Annotated in this window: 17 protein-coding genes; 6 read left to right on the top strand and 11 right to left on the bottom strand. The window is 69.7% G+C overall.

All coding sequences use genetic code 11. The annotated features are described in order from the left end of the window. Window positions 1–37: 37 nt before the first annotated feature. From def to ACZ5Y9_RS11775, 3 genes are all read right to left on the bottom strand, one after another. A complete protein-coding gene (gene def, locus ACZ5Y9_RS11765; protein ID WP_247956422.1) occupies window positions 38–529 on the bottom strand; it encodes a peptide deformylase in 492 nt (163 codons plus the stop codon). Continuing rightward, window positions 526–1,935: a MinD/ParA family ATP-binding protein gene (locus ACZ5Y9_RS11770; protein WP_464471404.1), complete on the bottom strand. Its 1,410-nt coding sequence runs from the start codon at window positions 1,933–1,935 to the stop codon at window positions 526–528. Before ACZ5Y9_RS11770 ends, def begins: the two co-directional genes overlap by 4 nt. A 65-nt stretch (window positions 1,936–2,000) precedes the next feature. After that, complete coding sequence (locus ACZ5Y9_RS11775) at window positions 2,001–5,408, bottom strand: pyruvate carboxylase (RefSeq protein WP_464471405.1); 3,408 nt, start codon at window positions 5,406–5,408, stop codon at window positions 2,001–2,003. Window positions 5,409–5,501: 93 nt separating this feature from the next. On the opposite strand from ACZ5Y9_RS11775, the gene ACZ5Y9_RS11780 reads away from it, so the two are divergent. After that, window positions 5,502–6,314 carry a ParA family protein gene (locus ACZ5Y9_RS11780; RefSeq protein WP_247622067.1) on the top strand — a complete coding sequence of 271 codons (813 nt, stop codon included), beginning with the start codon at window positions 5,502–5,504 and terminating at the stop codon, window positions 6,312–6,314. A 70-nt stretch (window positions 6,315–6,384) separates the two neighbouring features. On the opposite strand, the gene ACZ5Y9_RS11785 is transcribed toward ACZ5Y9_RS11780, so the two are convergent. The 3 genes from ACZ5Y9_RS11785 to ACZ5Y9_RS11795 all read right to left on the bottom strand — a co-directional run bounded on the left by ACZ5Y9_RS11785 (window position 6,385) and on the right by ACZ5Y9_RS11795 (window position 8,195). After that, on the bottom strand, window positions 6,385–6,930 hold the full coding sequence (locus ACZ5Y9_RS11785) for a MerR family transcriptional regulator (RefSeq protein ID WP_247622066.1): 546 nt from the start codon (window positions 6,928–6,930) through the stop codon (window positions 6,385–6,387). Between the two features lie 99 nt (window positions 6,931–7,029). After that, the gene (gene ftsR, locus ACZ5Y9_RS11790) at window positions 7,030–7,710 is read right to left on the bottom strand and encodes a transcriptional regulator FtsR (RefSeq protein ID WP_247622065.1); all 681 of its coding nucleotides are present in this window, start codon (window positions 7,708–7,710) and stop codon (window positions 7,030–7,032) included. After that, window positions 7,710–8,195: an FHA domain-containing protein gene (locus ACZ5Y9_RS11795; protein ID WP_247622064.1), complete on the bottom strand. Its 486-nt coding sequence runs from the start codon at window positions 8,193–8,195 to the stop codon at window positions 7,710–7,712. The genes ftsR and ACZ5Y9_RS11795 overlap by 1 nt, the downstream gene beginning before the upstream one ends. Before the next feature lie 112 nt (window positions 8,196–8,307). On the opposite strand from ACZ5Y9_RS11795, the gene ACZ5Y9_RS11800 reads away from it, so the two are divergent. After that, on the top strand, window positions 8,308–8,970 hold the full coding sequence (locus tag ACZ5Y9_RS11800; protein ID WP_464471406.1) for a copper resistance protein CopC: 663 nt from the start codon (window positions 8,308–8,310) through the stop codon (window positions 8,968–8,970). Window positions 8,971–8,979: 9 nt separating this feature from the next. Then, window positions 8,980–10,377 carry a dihydrolipoyl dehydrogenase gene (lpdA, locus tag ACZ5Y9_RS11805; RefSeq protein ID WP_247631933.1) on the top strand — a complete coding sequence of 466 codons (1,398 nt, stop codon included), beginning with the start codon at window positions 8,980–8,982 and terminating at the stop codon, window positions 10,375–10,377. Between the two features lie 89 nt (window positions 10,378–10,466). Here lpdA and ACZ5Y9_RS11810 read toward each other — a convergent pair whose 3' ends face one another. The 5 genes from ACZ5Y9_RS11810 to ACZ5Y9_RS11830 form a co-directional block, all read right to left on the bottom strand. Continuing rightward, window positions 10,467–11,183 (bottom strand): methyltransferase domain-containing protein, encoded by a 717-nt coding sequence (locus tag ACZ5Y9_RS11810; RefSeq protein WP_464471407.1) that lies wholly within the window; start codon window positions 11,181–11,183, stop codon window positions 10,467–10,469. Then, window positions 11,173–12,339 carry a type III polyketide synthase gene (locus tag ACZ5Y9_RS11815; protein ID WP_464471408.1) on the bottom strand — a complete coding sequence of 389 codons (1,167 nt, stop codon included), beginning with the start codon at window positions 12,337–12,339 and terminating at the stop codon, window positions 11,173–11,175. The genes ACZ5Y9_RS11810 and ACZ5Y9_RS11815 overlap by 11 nt, the downstream gene beginning before the upstream one ends. A gap of 70 nt (window positions 12,340–12,409) precedes the next feature. Further along, a complete protein-coding gene (locus tag ACZ5Y9_RS11820) occupies window positions 12,410–13,024 on the bottom strand; it encodes a CYTH domain-containing protein (RefSeq protein ID WP_464471409.1) in 615 nt (204 codons plus the stop codon). Further along, on the bottom strand, window positions 13,017–13,229 hold the full coding sequence (locus ACZ5Y9_RS11825) for a response regulator (RefSeq protein ID WP_247622058.1): 213 nt from the start codon (window positions 13,227–13,229) through the stop codon (window positions 13,017–13,019). Before ACZ5Y9_RS11825 ends, ACZ5Y9_RS11820 begins: the two co-directional genes overlap by 8 nt. Before the next feature lie 55 nt (window positions 13,230–13,284). Next, a complete protein-coding gene (locus ACZ5Y9_RS11830) occupies window positions 13,285–13,755 on the bottom strand; it encodes a prepilin peptidase (RefSeq protein WP_247622057.1) in 471 nt (156 codons plus the stop codon). Between the two features lie 154 nt (window positions 13,756–13,909). Here ACZ5Y9_RS11830 and ACZ5Y9_RS11835 point away from each other — a divergent pair, with 154 nt between their 5' ends. The 3 genes from ACZ5Y9_RS11835 to ACZ5Y9_RS11845 are packed head-to-tail and all read left to right on the top strand — an operon-like array spanning window position 13,910 to window position 19,664. Then, window positions 13,910–14,674, top strand: a complete 765-nt coding sequence (locus tag ACZ5Y9_RS11835; protein ID WP_464471410.1) for a hypothetical protein — start codon at window positions 13,910–13,912, stop codon at window positions 14,672–14,674. Next, window positions 14,671–16,209 carry a DNA polymerase Y family protein gene (locus tag ACZ5Y9_RS11840; RefSeq protein WP_247622055.1) on the top strand — a complete coding sequence of 513 codons (1,539 nt, stop codon included), beginning with the start codon at window positions 14,671–14,673 and terminating at the stop codon, window positions 16,207–16,209. Before ACZ5Y9_RS11835 ends, ACZ5Y9_RS11840 begins: the two co-directional genes overlap by 4 nt. Then, window positions 16,209–19,664 (top strand): error-prone DNA polymerase, encoded by a 3,456-nt coding sequence (locus ACZ5Y9_RS11845; protein ID WP_464471411.1) that lies wholly within the window; start codon window positions 16,209–16,211, stop codon window positions 19,662–19,664. The genes ACZ5Y9_RS11840 and ACZ5Y9_RS11845 overlap by 1 nt, the downstream gene beginning before the upstream one ends. The last annotated feature ends 13 nt before the right edge of the window (window positions 19,665–19,677 follow it).

The following is a 19,677-nucleotide window of genomic DNA, read 5'->3' on the forward strand; positions in this document are numbered from 1 at the left end:
GCAGAGGGCTTTCTCGTTCGGAGAAGGAGTACCGGCGTCAGAACCAGTCGCTCTCGCGCACCTGGCGCATCGCCGTGCGCCGCGTCTCGGGATCGAGACGCGAGAGGTAGAGCTTGCCGTCGAGGTGGTCGGTCTCGTGCTGCAGAGCCTGCGCGAGCAGCCCCTCTCCTTCGAGCACGACCGGCGCGCCGTCGAGATCGATGCCCTCGACGCGAGCCCAGGGGTACCGCAGCGCGTCGTGCCAGAGGCCCGGCACCGACAGGCACCCCTCCCCCGTGGGCACGGGCTCTCCGCGCACCTCGGTGAGGACGGGGTTGATCACGTAGCCGATGTCGCCGTCGATGTTGTAGCTGAACGCCCGCAACGCGACACCGATCTGCGGCGCGGCGACGCCCGCGCGACCGGGCAGTTCCACGGTCTCGACGAGGTCGGTCACGAGAGCGCGGACGCCGTCGTCGATCTCGTCGATCGGTGCGCACACGGTGCGCAGCACGGGATCGCCGAAGATCCGGATCTCACGGACGGTCATACGGATGCCTCCGTCCGCAGTCCTTCGACCAGCAGCGCGGCGAGCTGACGCGCTGCGAGACGCGTCTCGGGCTGCAGGTTCGCGAACACGATGGCGCCGCCGGCGGCGAGCTGCGCGTCGTAGGGCATCTGCACCACGCTGCGGACGCGGGAGGCGAAGTGCGCCTCCAGCTCGTTCACCCGCACGAGCGGCGTGCCGGGCGTGGAGTGGTTGAGCACGACGATCGCCTCGTGCGCGCGATCCTCGAACCCGTTCGTCTCCAACCAGGTCAGGGTCTCGGACGCCAAACGCGCCTCGTCGACGCTGAGGCCCGAGACGATGACGATACGGTCGGCGAGATCGAGCGTGGCCGCCATCACCGAGTGCACGATGCCCGTACCGGTATCGGTGAGAACCAACGAATAGTAGTGCGCGGCCAGATCCGCCACGTCGCGGTAGTCGGTGCCGCTGAACGCTTCGGCGATGCGCGGATCGGTGTCCGAGGCGAGCACGTCGAGCCGCGTCGCATCCCGCGCGACGACCGCCGAGATGTCGTGGTACCCCGTCACCTGATCGTGGATGCGCACGAGATCGCGCACCGACTTCGTGTGCTGCGGACGCACGATCCGATCGGCGAGCGTTCCCCGGTCGGGATTCGCGTCGATCGCGATGACACGGTCGTCACGAGCATCCGCCAGCGCCATGCCCAGCAGAGCCGTGATCGCGGTCTTCCCCACCCCGCCCTTGCGGGAGAGCACCGGGATGAACCGGGCTCCGCCGGGCAGCGGAGCGGCGATCCGAGCGGAGAGCGCCTTGCGCTCGCGCGCGCGACGCCCGTCGCCGATGTTGATCCGTCGGCCGGAGATCGAGTACAGCAGGTGGCTCCAGGCGCCTTCGGGTTCGGGCTTCGTCACGCGATGCGGATCGAGCAACCGGTCGGTCGTGAGTAGATCGGCGGATTCGCGATTGGCGCCGCTCAGATCGCCGAGACGCTTGGACGTCAGCGTCACCTCCGGCGGAGCGGTGCGCGGTGCGACGGACTTCTTGGGGCTCTCCACGGGAGCGGTCTCCTTCACGGGGGTGGGAGCAGGCACCACGACGGGCTCGGGAACGCGGGCGGGCTCGGGCTCGGGAACGCGGGCGGGCTCGGGCTCGGCGACGACCTCCTCGACGGCGGCGGCGATCGGTGCGGAGGACACCGCGATGACGGCATCCTCCAGCACGATGTCGGCGATGACGGCCTCGTCGACCTCGCCGTCGACGACCTCTTCATCGGCAAGATCGTCATCGTGCTCCTGCGGCATGACGACGCTCACCTGGGCGGTTCCACCGAGGATGCCGATGCCGGTCGTCGCGACGGACGCGGCGTCGTCGAGCACCCCCATCGCGTCGTCCTCGCGGTGATCAGGGGTATTCTTCGGGGTCACTGTCTCGCTCCAAGCATGCGCAGGCGAGGGCGCGCCGCATCGTGCGCTGCCCCCGCCGGACAAGGTTAGTGCGCGGGACGGATGACGACCAAAAGATCTCCGGCGTCGACCTGCTGCGTCGACGAGATCGCGTGGCGCTCGACGACACCGTCGACGGGCGCCGTGATCGCGGCCTCCATCTTCATCGCCTCGATCGACGCGACGGGCTCACCGGCTCGGACCGTGGCCCCGATCTCGGCCTTCAGGGTGACGACTCCCGAGAACGGAGCGGCGACCTGACCGGGAACGGAGGTGTCGGCCTTCTCGACATCGTGGGCGTCGACGGTGATCGCGCGATCTCGCACGAAGACCGGTCGGAGCTGGCCGTTGAGAGTCGTCATCACGGTGCGGATGCCGCGGTCATCGGCGTCGCCGATCGCCTCGAGTCCGACGTACAGCTGCACTCCGCGGTCGATCTCGACCAGGTGCTCCTGCCCCGCGACGAGGCCGTACAGGTAGTCGCTGGTGTCGAGCACCGACAGATCGCCGAAGAGCTCGCGCATCTGGCTGAACTCCTGCATCGGCGCCGGGAACAACAGGGTGTTCAGGCGCGCACGTCGTGTCGCGCTGTCGCCCGCGAGGGCCGACTCGTCCTCGGCCGTGAGGTCGGTCAACCCGACGCGGACCGTGCGCCCCGCGAGCACCTTCGAGCGGAACGGCTCCGGCCATCCGCCCGGCAGGTCGCCGAGTTCTCCGGCCATGAAGCCGACGACCGAGTCCGGCACGTCGTACTTCTCGGGGTTCGCTTCGAAATCGGCCGGGTCGGCCTTCACCGCGGCGAGGTGCAGGGCGAGATCGCCGACCACCTTCGACGAGGGCGTGACCTTCGGCACCCGACCGAGGATCCGGTCGGCGGCGGCGTACATGTCCTCGATCAGCTCGAAGTCGTCGGCGAGGCCGAGCGCCTTGGCCTGCTGACGCAGATTCGAGAGCTGACCACCCGGGATCTCGTGGTGGTACACGCGCCCCGTGGGCCCGGGAAGACCCGACTCGAACGGCGCGTACTGATGCCGTACGGCTTCCCAGTACGGCTCGAGATCCGAGACGCCCGCGAGATCGATGCCGCTGTCGCGGTCGGTGTGCGCGAGCGCGGCGACCAGCGCCGACAGCGAGGGCTGGCTCGTCGTGCCCGACAGCGGAGCGGATGCGGCATCCACCGCGTCGACACCGGCGGCGCTGGCGGCCAGGAGCGTGGCGAGTTGCCCGCCCGGGGTGTCGTGCGTGTGCAGGTGCACCGGGAGATCGAAGCGCTCGCGCAGCGCGGAGACGAGTTTCGCGGCGGCTGCCGGACGCAGCAGACCCGCCATGTCCTTGATGGCGATGATGTGCGCCCCGGCATCGACGATCTTCTCGGCGAGGCCGAGGTAGTAGTCGAGCGTGTAGAGGTCCTCGGCCGGATTCAACAGGTCGCCGGTGTAGCAGAGCGCGACCTCCGCGACCGCCGTCCCGGTACGCCGGACCGCCGCGATCGCCGGACGCATCTGCTCGACATCGTTGAGGGCGTCGAAGATGCGGAAGATGTCGACACCGCTCGCGGCGGCCTCGGCCACGAAGGCATCGGTGACGGCCGTCGGGTACGGCGTGTAGCCGACCGTGTTCCGCCCGCGGAGAAGCATCTGGATCGCCACGTTCGGGAGTTCCGCGCGCAGCTTGTCGAGGCGCTCCCAGGGGTCCTCGCCCAGGAACCGGAGCGCGACGTCGTAGGTCGCCCCGCCCCATGCCTCGACCGAGAGCAGCCCCGGTGTCAGTCGAGCGACGTACGGAGCGGCCGCGACGAGGTCCTTCGTGCGCACGCGTGTGGCGAGCAGGGACTGATGCGCATCGCGGAAGGTGGTCTCGGTGATCGCCAGCGCGCTCTGCGCGCGCAGTTCGGCCGCGAACCCTTCCGGTCCGAGTTCGAGGAGGCGCTGACGCGAGCCGGGCACCGGCTCGGCGGCGAGGTCGATCGCCGGCAGCTTCGTGCGAGGATCGACGGCCCCCGGGTGCGCACCGTTCGGCTTGTTGACGGTGACGTCGACCAGCCAGTTGAGGATCTTGGTGCCGCGGTCCTTCGACACCCGTCCGCGCAGCAGTTCGGGACGCTCGTCGATGAACGAGGTGCTGAGGTCTCCGGCGACGAAGGCGTCGTCGTCGAGCAGCGCCTGCAGGAACGGGATGTTCGTCGAGACGCCGCGGATGCGGAACTCCGCCAGCGCACGACGCGCACGGGCGACCGCCGCGGGGAAGTCGCGCCCGCGGCAGGTCAGCTTCGACAGCATCGAATCGAAGTGGGGGCTGATCTGCGCCCCCTGGTGCACGGTTCCGCCGTCGAGACGGATGCCGGCGCCGCCGGGCGACCGGTACGTCGTGATCTTCCCCGTGTCCGGGCGGAAGCCCTGCGTGGGATCCTCGGTCGTGATCCGGCACTGGAGGGCCGCACCCCGCAGCTGCAGGTTCTGCTGCTGCAGGCCGAGCTCCGCCAGCGTCTGACCGGAGGCGATGCGCATCTGGCTCTGGACGAGGTCGACATCGGTGACCTCTTCGGTGACCGTGTGCTCGACCTGGATCCGCGGGTTCATCTCGATGAAGACGACCTCACCCGCCCGCTCCCCCGCGGTCTCGAGCAGGAACTCGACCGTGCCGGCGTTCTCGTACCCGATCGACCGTGCGAAGGCGACGGCGTATCCGTGCAGGGCGGTGCGGATGCCGTCGTCGAGGTTCGGCGCCGGGGCGATCTCGACGACCTTCTGATGACGGCGCTGCACCGAGCAGTCGCGCTCGAAGAGGTGCACCGTCTCACCGGTCTTGTCGGCGAGGATCTGCACCTCGATGTGACGGGGACGCACCACGGCCTGCTCGAGGAACATCCGCGGGTCGCCGAAGGCGCTGTCCGCTTCGCGCATCGCCTCGGCGAGTGCGGGGGCGAGTTCGGCGGCGCTCTCGACGCGACGCATTCCGCGCCCTCCACCGCCGGCCACGGCCTTCGCGAAGAGGGGGAAACCGATGTCGGCGGCCTGCGACACCAGCGCCTCGACGTCGGCGGATGCCTCGGTCGAGCGCAGCACGGGTACACCGGCCTCGACGGCGTGGCGCTTGGCCTCGACCTTGTTGCCCGCCATCTCGAGCACGGCGGCGGGCGGACCGATGAACACGATGCCGTTGGCGGCGGCCTTCTCGGCCAGCTCCGGGTTCTCGGACAGGAAGCCGTAGCCGGGGTAGATCGCGTCGGCGCCGGACTCGAGCGCGACGCGGATGATCTCGTCGACGTTCAGGTACGCGCGCACCGGATGCCCGCGCTCGCCGATCTCGTAGGCCTCGTCCGCCTTGAGGCGGTGCACGGAGCCCCGATCCTCATGCGGGAAGACCGCGACGGTCCTGGCTCCGACTTCGTAGGCCGCGCGGAAGGCACGGATCGCGATCTCGCCGCGGTTGGCCACAAGGATCTTCTGGAACATGCACACCTCTGGGAGCTCGATGTGCGCGTGGATGCGCGCACATGGGGCGGGGCTGAGTGTCCCCCCAGACTAGGGCAAGGTAACGTGGAGTCCGTGCACGTACTCAGCGTCAGCTCTCTCAAGGGAGGCGTCGGCAAGACGACCGTGACCCTCGGCCTGGCCTCAGCGGCCTTCGCCCGGGGCGTCCGTACTCTCGTCGTCGACCTCGACCCGCAGTCCGATGTGTCCACCGGCATGGACATCCAGGTGGCAGGACGACTCAACATCGCCGATGTCCTGGCGAACCCGAAGGAGAAGGTCGTCCGCCAGGCGATCACCTCCAGCGGCTGGGCGAAGGTGCACCCCGGCACGATCGACGTGCTCATCGGCAGCCCGTCGGCGATCAACTTCGACGGCCCGCACCCCAGCGTGCGCGACGTGTGGAAGCTCGAAGAGGCCCTCGCGGCGGTCGAGGCCGACTACGACCTCGTTCTCATCGACTGCGCGCCGTCGCTCAACGCCCTCACGCGTACGGCCTGGGCCGCGAGCGACCGCGTGATGGTCGTCACCGAGCCCGGCCTGTTCTCGGTGGCCGCGGCCGACCGCGCCCTGCGCGCGATCGAGGAGATCCGCCGCGGACTCTCCCCCCGCCTGCAGCCGCTGGGCATCGTCGTGAACCGCGTGCGCCCGCAGTCGATCGAGCACCAGTTCCGCATCAAGGAACTGCGGGACATGTTCGGACCGCTCGTCCTCTCCCCCCAGCTCCCCGAGCGCACATCGCTCCAGCAGGCGCAGGGCGCCGCCAAGCCGCTGCACATCTGGCCGGGCGACTCGGCGCAGGAACTCGCCGCCGACTTCGATCAGCTCCTTGATCGCATCATCCGAACGGGGCGCATCCCGGTCCCCGAGACCGGACAGCAGGCGTAACGCCTCGCAGACATGAGAAACGGCCATCCTCGACGAGGGTGGCCGTTCTTGTGTCCGGTCGGACGGCGGGTCAGGCGGAGCGCTTCGAGCGGCGGCTGGCCAGCTCGTCGACGGGGTCCGGAGCCGTGGGGTCGAACTCCACCAGGGTGGACTCGACCTCGCGGAGCACCTTGCCCACGGCGATGCCGAACACGCCCTGGCCGCGGCTGACGAGGTCGATGACCTCGTCGTTCGAGGTGCAGAGGTACACCGAGGCACCGTCGCTCATGAGCGTGGTGCCGGCGAGATCGCGGATGCCGGCGCGACGCAGCTCTTCGACCGCGGTGCGGATCTGCTGCAGCGAGATACCGGTGTCGAGAAGGCTCTTCACGAGCTTGAGGACGAGGATGTCGCGGAAACCGTAGAGACGCTGCGAACCCGACCCGCTGGCGCCGCGGACGGTCGGAACGACCAGTTCCGTGCGCGCCCAGTAGTCGAGCTGGCGGTAGGTGATGCCGGCGGCACGAGCGGCGACCGCTCCGCGGTATCCGACCTCGTCGTCCATCGCCGGGAGACCGTCGGTGAAGAGGAGTTCGGGCACGAACCGCGGGTCGCCTGTGAGCTCATCCGCATTCATTTCAAATCCTCCCTGGAACGGTTACCTCCACGCTAGAGCAGCACCCCCGGGGCGGCAACGACATCCGCGACACCGCGAAGGTGTGTCGCAATCAGTTCGTTACGAAAGGACGCGCGTGAGCGCTTCCTTGACGAAGAGCCCGCGGACCTCGTCGATCTTCGACGCCAGTTCCGGCGCCAATTCGCTCGCCTTGGCGCGCGATGCGGCGTCGGTCCGCCGCAGCAGCGCGGAGAGCGCGGACTCGATGAGAGCGACCTCGCGGTCCGCCCCCTGACGCAGTGCGCGCAAGTGCCGCGGCTCGATGCCGTGACGGTCGAGGGCGACCAATCCGCGCAGCAGAGCGACCGTGGCTTCGGGGTATGTCTCCTGCGCGGTGATGACGCCGGTGCTGATCGCGTCGTTCAGCAGCTGAGGGCCCGCACCCGCCGCGGAGAGCAGCTCGGTACGGCGGTAGCGGCGCGGCGTCGGGGTGATCGACGGCGGAGGCGTAAGGGCAGCGGACTCCGTGCTCGCCTCGTCCAGCTGCTCGCGGATCACGCTCAGCGGAAGGTAGTGATCGCGCTGGAGCGTGAGACCGAGACGCAGGCGCTCGATGTCGGCCTGCGAGAACTTGCGGTAGCCCGACTCCGTGCGCGAGGGGGTGACGATGCCCTGCACCTCGAGGAACCGCAGCTTGCTGGAGGTGAGATCGGGGAAATCGGGCGTCAGACGTGCGAGGACCTGACCGATGCTCAGAAGACCCGCGGACGCAGATCGTTCGCGGGCCGGGGAAGCCGCCATCAGGCGTTGGCCGCTGCGCGGTCGACCGGGGAGGCGAAGAAGTTCAGCCGGAACTTGCCGACGCGCACCTCTGCTCCGTCGACCAGGGGGCTGCGGTCGAACCGCTCGCCGTTGACGTACGTGCCGTTCAGCGACCGCTGATCGATGATCTCGAACGCCGCGCCGTTCCGAGTGACCTCGGCGTGCCGACGTGAGACCGTCACGTCGTCGAAGAAGATGTCGGCCTCGGGGTGACGCCCGATCGTGGTCACGTCGGTGTCGAGGAGGTAGCGTGCACCCGCCAGCGCGCCGGAGCGCACCAGCAGCAACGCGGATCCGGAGGGAAGCGCGGCGATCGCCGACTGCTCGACCTCGGTCAGTTCCACGCCGAAGGGAACGAACGACAGGTCGGAATCGTGCCCGAACGTCTGCGTCACGTCGTGCTTCTGCTCGCCGGATCGGTGAATCGCCGCTTCTGCGGCCGGTCGGCTCTCGCTGTCTGTCACTTTGCCCTCCTGATCGTCCAGACTATCGGATGCCGAGCCCCCCGCGGGAGCCGCATCTACAGTCGATTCCCACATTCAGGCATCGCACACCGGATATTCCTAGGGTGGTGGGGTGCAGACCACCATCCTCCGGCGCTCGACCGCGCCCCTCGCTCTCGCCGCGGCCCTTCTCGCCGCCTTCCTCGTGCTCTTCGCGCCCCTGTCGGCTTCGGCGCATGACGACCTGATCTCCTCGTCTCCAGCGGCGGACTCGACGATTGATGTGCTCCCTTCGGAGATCGTCCTGACGTTCAGCGCTGACCTGATCAGCGGCGGGAACGGAACTGAAGTGCGGGTTCTCGACGCGAACGAGAATCTCGTGTCCGACGGAGACCCCATCGTCGAAGGTGCGACCGTAACCCAGCCGTTGCTCGCCGAGGCTGCCTCCGGCGTGTACCGCGTGCAGTGGCGGGTGGTCTCCAGCGACGGGCATCCAACGGCGAAGGAGTTCACCTTCACGGTCACGAACAGCACCATGGCGACCACCGAACCGACGCCCGCCCCCACCGAGTCGTCCTCCTCGTCGTTCGCCCCCGCCCCGACAGCGACGCCCACCGCGACGCCGACCCTCACGGCCGACAACCCCGCGGATACCGCATCCTCGCCGGCCTGGATCTGGATCCTCGTCGTCCTCGGCATCCTGGTGATCGCCGCGGGGATCACGCTCGCCGTCATCCTCTCCCGGCGTCGCCGGAGCGCCTCGCCGGCCGGTTCCGACGACTCCGCGGCGCGATAGGCTTAACGCATGCCTCATTACGACGTCGTCATCCTCGGTGCAGGTCCTGGTGGATACGTCGCTGCGGTTCGCAGCGCGCAGCTCGGCCTGTCCACCGCCATCATCGAGGAGAAGTACTGGGGTGGTGTCTGCCTCAACGTCGGCTGCATCCCCTCCAAGGCCCTCCTGAAGAACGCGGAGATCGCCCACACCCTGAAGCACAAGGCCGATTTCTTCGGCATCTCGGGCGAGTTCTCGCTCGACTACGGCAAGGCGTTCGACCGCAGCCGTGTCGTGGCCGACGGCCGCGTCAAGGGCATCCACTTCCTGATGAAGAAGAACAAGGTCACCGAGTACGACGGCCGCGGCACGTTCACCGGCCCGAAGGCCATCTCGGTCGCCAAGTCCGACGGCACGACCGAAGAGGTCACCTTCGACAACGTCATCATCGCGACCGGTTCGACGGTGCGCCTGCTCCCCGGCGTCACGCTCAGCGAGAACGTGGTCACCTACGAAGAGCAGATCATGAGCCGCGAGCTCCCCGAATCGATCGTCATCGTCGGCGCAGGCGCGATCGGCATGGAGTTCGCCTACGTCATGACGAACTACGGCGTGAAGGTCACGATCATCGAGTTCCTCGACCGTGCCCTCCCCAACGAGGACGCCGACGTCTCGAAGGAGATCGCCAAGCAGTACAAGAACTACGGCGTCGACATCCTCACCTCGACGAAGGTCGAGACGGTCGTCGACAACGGTTCGTCCGTCACGGTCACCTACACCGGCAAGGACGGCCAGTCCGGTTCGATCGAGGCCTCGAAGGTGCTCATGTCGATCGGCTTCGCCCCGCGCGTCGAAGGCTTCGGCCTCGAGAAGACCGGTGTCGAGCTCACCGAGCGCGGCGCGATCGCGATCGACGACCACATGCGCACCAACGTCGAGGGCATTTACGCCATCGGCGACGTGACCGCCAAGCTGCAACTGGCCCACGTGGCCGAGGCCCAGGGTGTCGTCGCCGCCGAGACCATCGGCAACGCCGAGACCATGACCCTCGGCGACTACCGCATGATGCCGCGCGCGACGTTCTGCTCGCCGCAGGTGGCGTCGTTCGGCCTCACCGAGCAGCAGGCGAAGGACGAGGGGCGCGACATCAAGGTCGTCAGCTTCCCGTTCATGGCCAACGGCAAGGCGCACGGCCTCGGTGAGCCGGTCGGCTTCGTCAAGCTCATCGCCGACGCCGAGCACCTCGAACTCATCGGCGCCCACATGATCGGCCCCGACGTCTCGGAGCTGCTGCCCGAGCTGACGCTGGCCCAGAAGTGGGACCTCACCGCGCTCGAGCTGGCGCGCAACGTGCACACGCACCCGACGCTGTCGGAGGCACTGCAGGAGGGCTTCCACGGCCTCGCAGGACACATGATCAACTTCTGATCACCCGCGCGCCTCTCGAAGGCGCCGCCACGAAGGCCCGGTCCGCGCTCGCGCGACCGGGCCTTCGTGCGTATGGCGGCCGTGCCTGCTCAGCCGAGCGGATGCTCCCACCGCAGTTCGAGCCGAGCCGGCAGCGCCGATCGCACGCGCCACCCCTCGGTGGTCACCGCGTCGAGCTCAGCCGCGGTGTAGGAGCGGCGGATGCTGCGCAGGCCGTCGATCCGGATGAACGAGTCCGCGAGGAGGTTCTTCGCGAACAGCGCCGTGCCCGCGGCGTAGAGCGCATAGGCGGCGCGTCCCCGCGCGATGTCCTGATGTGCGACGACGCCACCCGGCTCCACCAGCTTCTCGCTGTCGCGGAGGAGAGCCGTGAGTTCGGCGGAGTCGAGGTGGTGGAGCAGATGATTCGAGACGACGATATCGAACCGCTCTCCGGCATCCGCGAGCGTCGCGCTGTCCGCGCATCGGTACTCGACCCCGGCCGTGCCGTCATGGGCGCGTGCCCAGTCGATCGCCCGCTCGTCCGGGTCGAGCGCCGTGATCCGAGCCGACAGCCCCTCTCGTCGAAGGCGTCCCGCCAGATACCGGCAGAGGTCTCCCCCGCCCGCCCCGATGTCGAGGATGCGGACCTCGCCTCGTCGTGCGCGCGGTCGTACGTGCCGCCGATAGAGCAGCCCCGGTCGCGACACCAGCGCGTTGACGACCGCGAAGCGCCGATACGTGCGCTCGAGCATCCGCAGATCGGCTTCGGGGTCGTCCATGAGTTCTCGCAGGTCGACCGCCCGCTCCCGGAGGTCAGGCGCCATGACCGCGCGGCGTCTCGACCGTCATCAGCGCGCTCTCCGCGGTGAGCCCCGGGCCGAAGGCCATCGCCGCGACACGATCTCCGCGCTGCGCGCCCTCCTCCTCGAGGATGCGCTTGAGCACGAAGAGGATGGTGGCGCTCGACATGTTGCCGTTCTCGCGCAGCACGGCGCGCGCCGGATGCAGCTGTGCGTCGCTCAGATGGAGACGCTCCTGGATCCGGTCGAGGATGCTGCGTCCCCCGGGATGGATCGCCCAGTGCGCGACCCGCTCGCCGATCGCGCCCTCCTCGAACGCGATCGACATGTCGTGCTCGCCGACGTACAGCGGGCGCAGCGCTCCGAGAATGGTCTCGCCGATGATCTGCGGCACAGCGGTCGAGAGGATCATCTCGAAGCCCTCGTCACCGATCGTCCAGGCCATGTCCTTCTCGCCCTCCGGCGCGATGGCCGTGTGGAAACGGTCGAGACTCAGCGCCGGCACCTCCGACGGCAGCTGGCGGGCCGTGACGATACCGGCCGCCCCACCGTCGGCGAACAGCGAGGTCGCGACGATCGTGTCGGGGTCGTCGGAAGACCGCAGATGCAGGGTGCAGAGCTCGACGCTCACGACGAGGACGACGGCATCCGGATCCGCCGCGCAGAACTGGCTCGCCGCGCGCAGGGCCGGCATGGCGGCGTAGCAGCCCATGAAACCGAAATGGAAGCGTTGCACGCTGTCGGCCAGTCCGAGGGCGCACACGATCTCGTACTCGGGTCCCGGGGCGTGGAAGCCCGTGCACGAGACGGTGATCACGTGCGTCACATCGGATGCCTGAAGGTCGGGATCCTCCTCGATCGCCCGCTGCGCGACCTCCACGAACAGCCTCGTCGACTCGCGCACGTAGATGTCGTTGCGCGCCCGGGTGCCCGGCGCGAGCAACTGGCGCGTCGCCGGAGCGAAGAACACGGGCTCGTCCGTCTCGTGCAGCGGCGAGAACTCCTCGATCACGGTGTGTCGGGTGTCGATGCCCGAGCCGTCGAAGGATGCCGTGACGATCCGCTGCGCGAGCCGCCCGAGACCGGGCTGCTGCGCGAAGACGTCTCTCACCGCGTCCTGCGCGATGACGGTGTCGGGAACGATCGTCTGCAGCGAGCGCAGGACGGCGGGACGGCTCATGGTGTCACTCAAGCACGCGGCCTGTTCCCGGGGGAAGGGGGTTGTGCCGTGTCGCGACCTCTGCGAAGGCTCAGAAGCCGAGTGCGCGGGCGAGCTTCGATCCGGAAGAGGCGTCGCGCCCGCCGGCCGTGCGCACCGCGGCCTCGACCGCGGAGAAGAAAGCCTCGCGACCGTCGGCGTCCGCGGGCGCGGCCGGCCCCAGCTCCATCTCCCACTCGCGCCACGCGCGCTCGACCCCCTGGCGGAGGTCGGTGGCGCGGACCCGGTCGTCGACGAACTCGGCGATCACGCCGTCGGGTCCGGTGAACAGATACGCGGTCCGGTCATTGCGGATGCGCGCCAGGGGCGTCAACGGGTCGGTGGCCCAACGGGCGACCGTGGCGGCGACGGCATCCGGGATGCCCTCGCCGTCTCCGAGCGGCCATCCCAGTTCGAGCCGGCCGTCGCCCTCGCGCGGACCCTTGACGTGCCAGCCCGCATCGGGACCGCCGGTGCGTCGACGCAGCGCCACTCCGGAGCGCGACAGCGCCCCGTCGGCCGTATCGAAGTACTGGGCGTCGAGGTCGCGGGACTCACCGTCCGTGACGGTGTCGACTCCGGGGATCGCGTCCCAACGAGGGAGCGGCGTCGCATCGTCGGCGTCGAACTTGCGCTCGACTTCGACGGTGCGAGACGGCTCAGTCATCGTTGGACGTGAGGTCCTCGAGGGACTCGTCGTACCAGTAGTCGATCTCGGTGGGGCCGTCGTCGGAGCCGGTGTTCTGCGGCTCGCCGCGACGGTTGTACACCACCTGCGTCTCGCTGTAGGGGACGATCAGCTTGTCGTCCGCGTCGCCGAGAGGAATGATCTGCCCGTCCAGCGGGCCGCCGTGAAGTCGTGCGAGTGCCATGCCCTCACCCTATCGCCGTGCTCCGACCTTCGGGCGGAGAACCGGCGGGTCCGGGTCAGACGGCGAGGACGCCGAGCACCGCACCCACGATCATCCAGGGACCGAAGGCGATGCGCGTGGTGCGATCGGCCCGCCGGAGCGCCATGAGCCCCAGGGAGTACAGCGCGCCGAGCACGAAAGCGGATGCCGCGCCCACCGCGAGGGCCGTCCATCCGTGCCAGGCCAGCACCAGGCCGATCACGGCCGCGAGCTTCACGTCGCCGCCTCCCATGCCCGAGCGACTCAGCAGACGCAGCAGTGCGTAGAAGCCGCCGAGCACGATCATGCCCAGGAGCGCGCGGATCGACGGCGCCCGGTCGCCGGTCGCGAGTGCATCGACGAGTGCGAGCAGCAGGAGTCCCGCGAGGGTCGGGAGCACGATGCGATCGGGCAGGCGGTGGGTGCGCGCGTCGATGACGAGCAGCCACCCGCCGATGCCGAGCAGCATGAGGTGGACGAGCCCGATGAGGGCGAAGCGCGTATCCATCCCGGAAGGCTAGGAGATTCCGGTTCCGTCCCGCGGGGCGCTGTGGATAACCTCGGCCTGCCGCCCGGACTCCCGTTCGCGCAATGTCCGATGTGCGAATTAGCATCGACTCCATCACTTGATTAATTCGAATATTCGTTCGAGGATGGAAACCATGGGGATCGGGCTCGATGCGGTGACCGCGCTCTCTCCGAACAGCGATGCGCGTGCGGGAGAGGTGCTTCGTCTGCGCCGCGAGATCAGTCGGATGCAGCGTCGCCGCAGCGACCAGGCGGTGCTCCCGCTCGACCCCGCTCTCTCCTCCATCCTCCCCGACGAAGGTCTCCTCGCCGGCACCGCGTACACGCTCTCCCCCTCGCCGAGCCTCGTCCTCGCCCTGTTGAGCGCGGCATCGCAGAAGGGGCACTGGTGCGCCGTCGTCGGTATGCCGACGCTCGGCGTCGAGGCGGCCGCGGGCTTCGGAATCGATCTCGACCGGCTGATCCTGGTGCCCGATCCCGGCGATCGCTGGTTCGCCGCGACCTCCGCCCTCGCCGAAGTCGTGCCGCTGATCGCCGTGCACCCCGGAACACGATTGCGCGACGCCGACGTCTCCCGCCTGAGCGCCCGGCTGCGCGATCGTGGCTCCACGTTGCTCGTCACCGGCGTCTGGCCGCAGAGCGAGGGGTCCATCCGCGTGCACGACCCGCAGTGGAACGGCCTCGGCGCGGGCTGGGGGCTGCTGTCCGACCGCACGGTGACCGTGACCGCGCAGACCCGCCGACGTCCGCTCGCTTCCAGCGTTCGCGTGCGACTGCCCGGGCGTGACGGTGCGCTCGAGTCCGTGACGACCGAGCTCGCCGCGCTCCCCTCTCTGCCCGCGCGCACGCAGAGCCCTGCGCCGGCGCCCGAGCTCCTCCGTTGGGCGGATGCCGGATGAGCGCCCCTCTCCGCGTCCTGGTGCTGTGGTTCCCCGACTGGCCGCTGCGCGCCGCACTGGGCGACGCGCTCCCGCACCCGCCGACGGCCCTGATGCAGGCGAACATCGTCGTCGCCTGCACCGCTTCCGCCCGCGAGCACGGAGTGCGGGTCGGGCAGCGCCGTCGCGAGGCGCAGGGGCGCCTCTCCTCCCTGCGCGTGCTCCCCCACGATCCCGACCGCGACGAGCGTGCTTTCCTCCCCGTACTGCAGCTCATCGAGGAGCACGCCCCCGGCGTCACACTGCTGCGACCGGGACTCGCGGTGCTTCGCGCTCGCGGGATCTCCCGCTATCACGGCGGAGAGGAGGCTGCCGCGGCCTGGCTCGTGACGCAGCTCACCGAGGCCGGGTTCCCCGAGGTGCGCATCGGCGTCGGCGACGGCCCCTTCACCGCCGAGACCGCCGCCCGCGGGCCGCAGCGCTGCACCGTCGTGCCGCCGGGTGAGGCACGGGAGTTCCTCGCACCGTTCCCCGTGCAGGTGCTGCGCGACGAGCAGATCACCGGCCTCCTCCTCCGCCTCGGCGTCCGCACGCTCGGAGAGTTCGCCGCCCTCGGCCCCGTCGACGTGCGCGATCGCTTCGGCGAGCGCGGCGCCCGTCTCCGGGCGCTGGCCGCGGGCGCGGACTCGCAGCGCCTCGTGCCCCGCCCTCCCGACCCCGAACTGATGCGGAGCGTGGAGTTCGAGACCCCATTGGGTGGCGCGGATCAGGTGGCCTTCGCCGTGCGGCAGACGGCCGATGCGGTGATGCTCGCGCTGGGCGAGGCATCCGTCGTCTGCACCGAGGTGCGCATCGACCTGACCGACGACAACGGGCAGGTGTTCTCCCGACCGTGGCTGCACCCCTCGTGCTTCGACGCCTCCGACCTGGTCGACCGGGTGCGCTGGCAGCTGGAGGCGCTGGCGGCGCAGACCGCGAAGGATCCCGTCGACGAGGCACGGGCGTTCGGCGGGATCTCGGCGGTGCGGATCGTGCCGGTCGCGGTCGATGACGCCGCTCACCACCAGCCGGGGCTCTTCGGCTCCGGCACGGACGAACGCCTGCACCACGCCGTGTCTCGCGTGCAGACCATGCTGGGGCATGAGGGCGTGGTCACCGCCGCGCTCGCCGGCGGACGGTGGCTCGCCGACCGCCAGGTGCTCACTCCCTGGGGTGAGCGCGCGGTCGCTCCGCGCGACCCCGCCTCCCCCTGGCCCGGGAGCCTGCCCGATCCGCTTCCCGCCGAGGTCTTCCGCCCGCCCCGTCCCCTCGGGGTCACCGGAGCCGACGGTGCCGCGATCCGCATCGACGAGCGCGGAGCCCTCTCCTCCGATCCCGCGTTCATCGACGGCACCGCCGTGCACGCGTGGGCAGGACCCTGGCCCGTTCATGAGCGTCGCTGGGCCTCGGGCGGAGGTAAGAAGGGGCATCGCTTCCAGGTCATCGATGACCGGGATCGCGCCTGGCTGGTGTTCTGCGCCGGTGGGCGCTGGTGGGCCGAGGGGCGGTACCGCTGATGGGCTTCCACAACCCGCCTCTGAAGTGGGGCGAGCTGGCTCGCACTCTGAGCGGCGAGCCACCGCCCGCGAGCGCCGAGCCCTCCGGGGCGCGGGCCGATCCGGGCCCGGTGAGCAGGCGACGCAAGAGTATCCCGCCGTCGTCCGTGCCGCGCCCCGATGACGCCGTGCCCTACGCAGAGTTGCACGCCCACTCCTCGTACTCGTTCCTCGACGGCGCGTCCTCCCCCGAGGCGCTCCTGATCGAGGCCGAGCGCCTCGGACTCAGCGCCCTCGCGCTCACCGACCACGACGGCTTCTACGGTGCCGCGCGCTTCGCCGAGGTCGCCGAGCTCATGGACGTCCGGCTGCAGACCGTCTTCGGAGCAGAACTGTCGCTCGATCTCCCGGCCCCGCAACGCGGCACGCCCGATCCGGTCGGCGAGCACCTGCTCGTCCTCGCCCGCGGGATGGAGGGCTACCACCGGCTCTCCGGAGTCATCACCGCCGCGCAGCTGCGGGGCGGTGAGAAGGGCCGCCCCGTCTACGATCTCGACGAGCTCGCGGCGAGCGCCGGAGGCCACTGGACCATCCTGACCGGATGCCGCAAAGGTGCGGTGCGTCAGGGGCTCGAACGCGGTGACGCCCGGGCACCGTTGCAGCACCTCGTCGACCTCTTCGGCCCAGAGCACGTCGCCGTCGAGCTCTTCGACCACGGAGATCCGCTCGACACCCGCCGCAACGACGTGCTCGCGGAGTTGGCGGGACGGATGCACCTCCCCGTCGTCGCGACGAACAACGTGCACTACGCCGCCCCACAGCAGGCGCCGCTCGCCGAGGCCGTCGCCGCGGTCCGGGCGGTGCGCAGCATGGATGAGCTCGATGGATGGCTCCCCGCGCACGGGGGCGCGCATCTGCGCAGCGGCGCCGAGATGACGGCGCGCTTCCGGCGGTACCCCGGAGCCATCTCCTCGGGGCTCGAGCTGGCCGCGGCATCCGCCTTCCCCCTGCGTCTCGCCCGCCCCGCCCTTCCCCGGCAGAAGGTCCCCGAGGGGCACACCCCGATGAGCTGGCTGCGCCGACTCGTCTGGGACGCCGTGCCCTCGAAGTACCCCCGCATCGACGACGCCGGGCGGAGTCGGATCGAACGCGAACTGAACGTGATCGAGGAGAAGGACTTCCCCGGCTACTTCCTCATCGTTCACGGCATCGTCGCCGAGGCCCGTCGCCGAGGCATCCTCTGCCAGGGGCGCGGGTCGGCCGCGGCGAGCGCGGTCTGCTACCTGTTGGGGATCACCGCCGTCGACCCCATCCTGTACGGGCTGCCCTTCGAGAGGTTCCTCGCGACGACCCGTCAGGAGGAGCCCGACATCGACGTCGACTTCGACTCGCGGCGCCGCGAGGAGATCATCCAGTGGGTGTACGCCGAGTACGGCCGGGAACGCGCCGCACAGGTGGCGAACGTGATCCAGTACCGGCCGAAGAACGCCGTGCGCGACATGGCCAGGGCGCTCGGGCACTCCCCGGGACAGCAGGACTCGTGGTCGCGGCAGGTCGACGGCTGGGGTGCCGGGCTGGAGCCCGCAGAAGGGCACGACATCCCCGAGAACGTTCTCGCCTACGCCGGTGAGCTGATGAAGGCGCCGCGCCACCTCGGCATCCATTCGGGCGGGATGGTGCTCACTGCGCGTCCGGTCGGTGAGGTCGTTCCGGTCGAGCACGCGCGCATGGAGAACAGGACCGTCATCCAATGGGACAAGGACGACGCGGCGTTCATGGGCCTGGTGAAGTTCGACCTGCTGGGTCTCGGGATGCTGGCGGCCCTGCAGCACTGCTTCGACCTGATCCACGAGGCGACGGGCGAGCTCTGGACGCTAGAGACCCTGCCCAAGGAGGAGCCCGGCGTCTACGACATGCTCTGCCGCGCCGACTCGATCGGTGTCTTCCAGGTGGAGTCCCGGGCGCAGATCGGGTTGCTGCCCCGCTTGCAACCACGGAGCTTCTACGACCTCGCGATCCAGATCGCCCTCATCCGTCCGGGCCCCATCCAGGGTGGGGCGGTGCACCCGTTCGTGCAGCGCAAGATGGCGAAGGACAGGGTCGACGAGGAGAACAGGGAACGCGCGGCCCGAGGTGAGGCGCCCGTCGACTTCCCGATCCCCTATCCGCACGCGGATCTCGAGTCGATCCTGAAGCGCACCCTGGGCATCCCGATCTTCCAGGAACAGCTGATCCAGATGGCGACCGCGGTCGGCGACTGCACCGCCGACGAGGCCGACCTGCTCCGTCGGGCGATGGGATCCAAGCGGGGCCTGGAGAAGATCGAGAAGGTGCGCGAGAAGCTCTACGCGGGCATGGCACGACGCGGACTCGATGAGGCGGCATCCGATCGCATCTACGCGCAGATCCAGGCGTTCGCGAACTTCGGTTTCGCGGAGTCGCACTCCCTGTCGTTCGCCCTCCTGGTCTACGCCAGCTCCTGGCTGAAGCTGCACTACCCCGCTGCCTTCCTCGCCGGCCTCCTGCGTTCGCAGCCCATGGGGTTCTACTCCGCGGCGACGCTGACGGCGGATGCCCGTCGGCACGGCGTGGAAGTGCGGCGCCCCGATCTGCAGGTCTCCGGGGCCACCGAGACGCTCGAACCGCTCACCGGAGCAGAGGGCCGGATGCCGACGGGCCGCGACTCCTGCCGCGTCATGCCCCAGCCGCCGACGCTGCGCTTCGACCGCGATGCCCCGGACGAATCCGATGCTCACCGTCGCGATGGCGGCTACGCCGTGCGGATGGGGCTCAGCGGGGTGCGTGGGATCGGGGTGCCGATGGCCGAGCGGATCGTCGCGGAGCGCGAGGCGCACGGCCCGTATCGCGATCTGAACGATCTCGTGCGGCGCACGGATGCCACGGCCGCGCAGCTCGAGGCGCTCGCGACCGCCGGGGCATTCGCCTGCCTCGGGCTGGAGCGCCGAGAGGCCATCTGGCTCGCGGGCGCGGCGGCCGATGACCGCTCCCGCTTCCTGCCGGGGACCAGCGTGTCGGTGCAGCCTCCCCTGTTCGCCGATCAGAGCAGCTACGAACGCCTCTCCGCCGATCTGTGGGCCACCGGGGTCTCGACCGACGACCACCCGATGCTGCACTTCCGCGCGGCGTTGGGCGAGCGCGGCGTGCTCACCTCCGCCGATCTGCGCACCCACGAGACGGGCCGCCGTGTCGAGGTCGCCGGCCTCGTCACCCACCGCCAGCGACCGGCGACCGCGGCGGGCGTGACCTTCGTGAATCTCGAAGACGAGACGGGACTCGTCAACATCATCTGCTCGGCGGGCGTCTGGAACCGCTACCGCCGGGTCGCTCGGGACTCCCCCGCACTGATCATCCGGGGAATCCTCGAACGATCCGAGGAAGGGGTCATCAATGTGCTCGCGGATGCCTTCGACGATCTGCGCACCGGCCTCTCCCACCGCTCGCGGGACTTCCGATGAGTACCCGTGCGCC

The sequence above is a fragment of the Microbacterium sp. T3-8 genome (assembly GCF_055398145.1).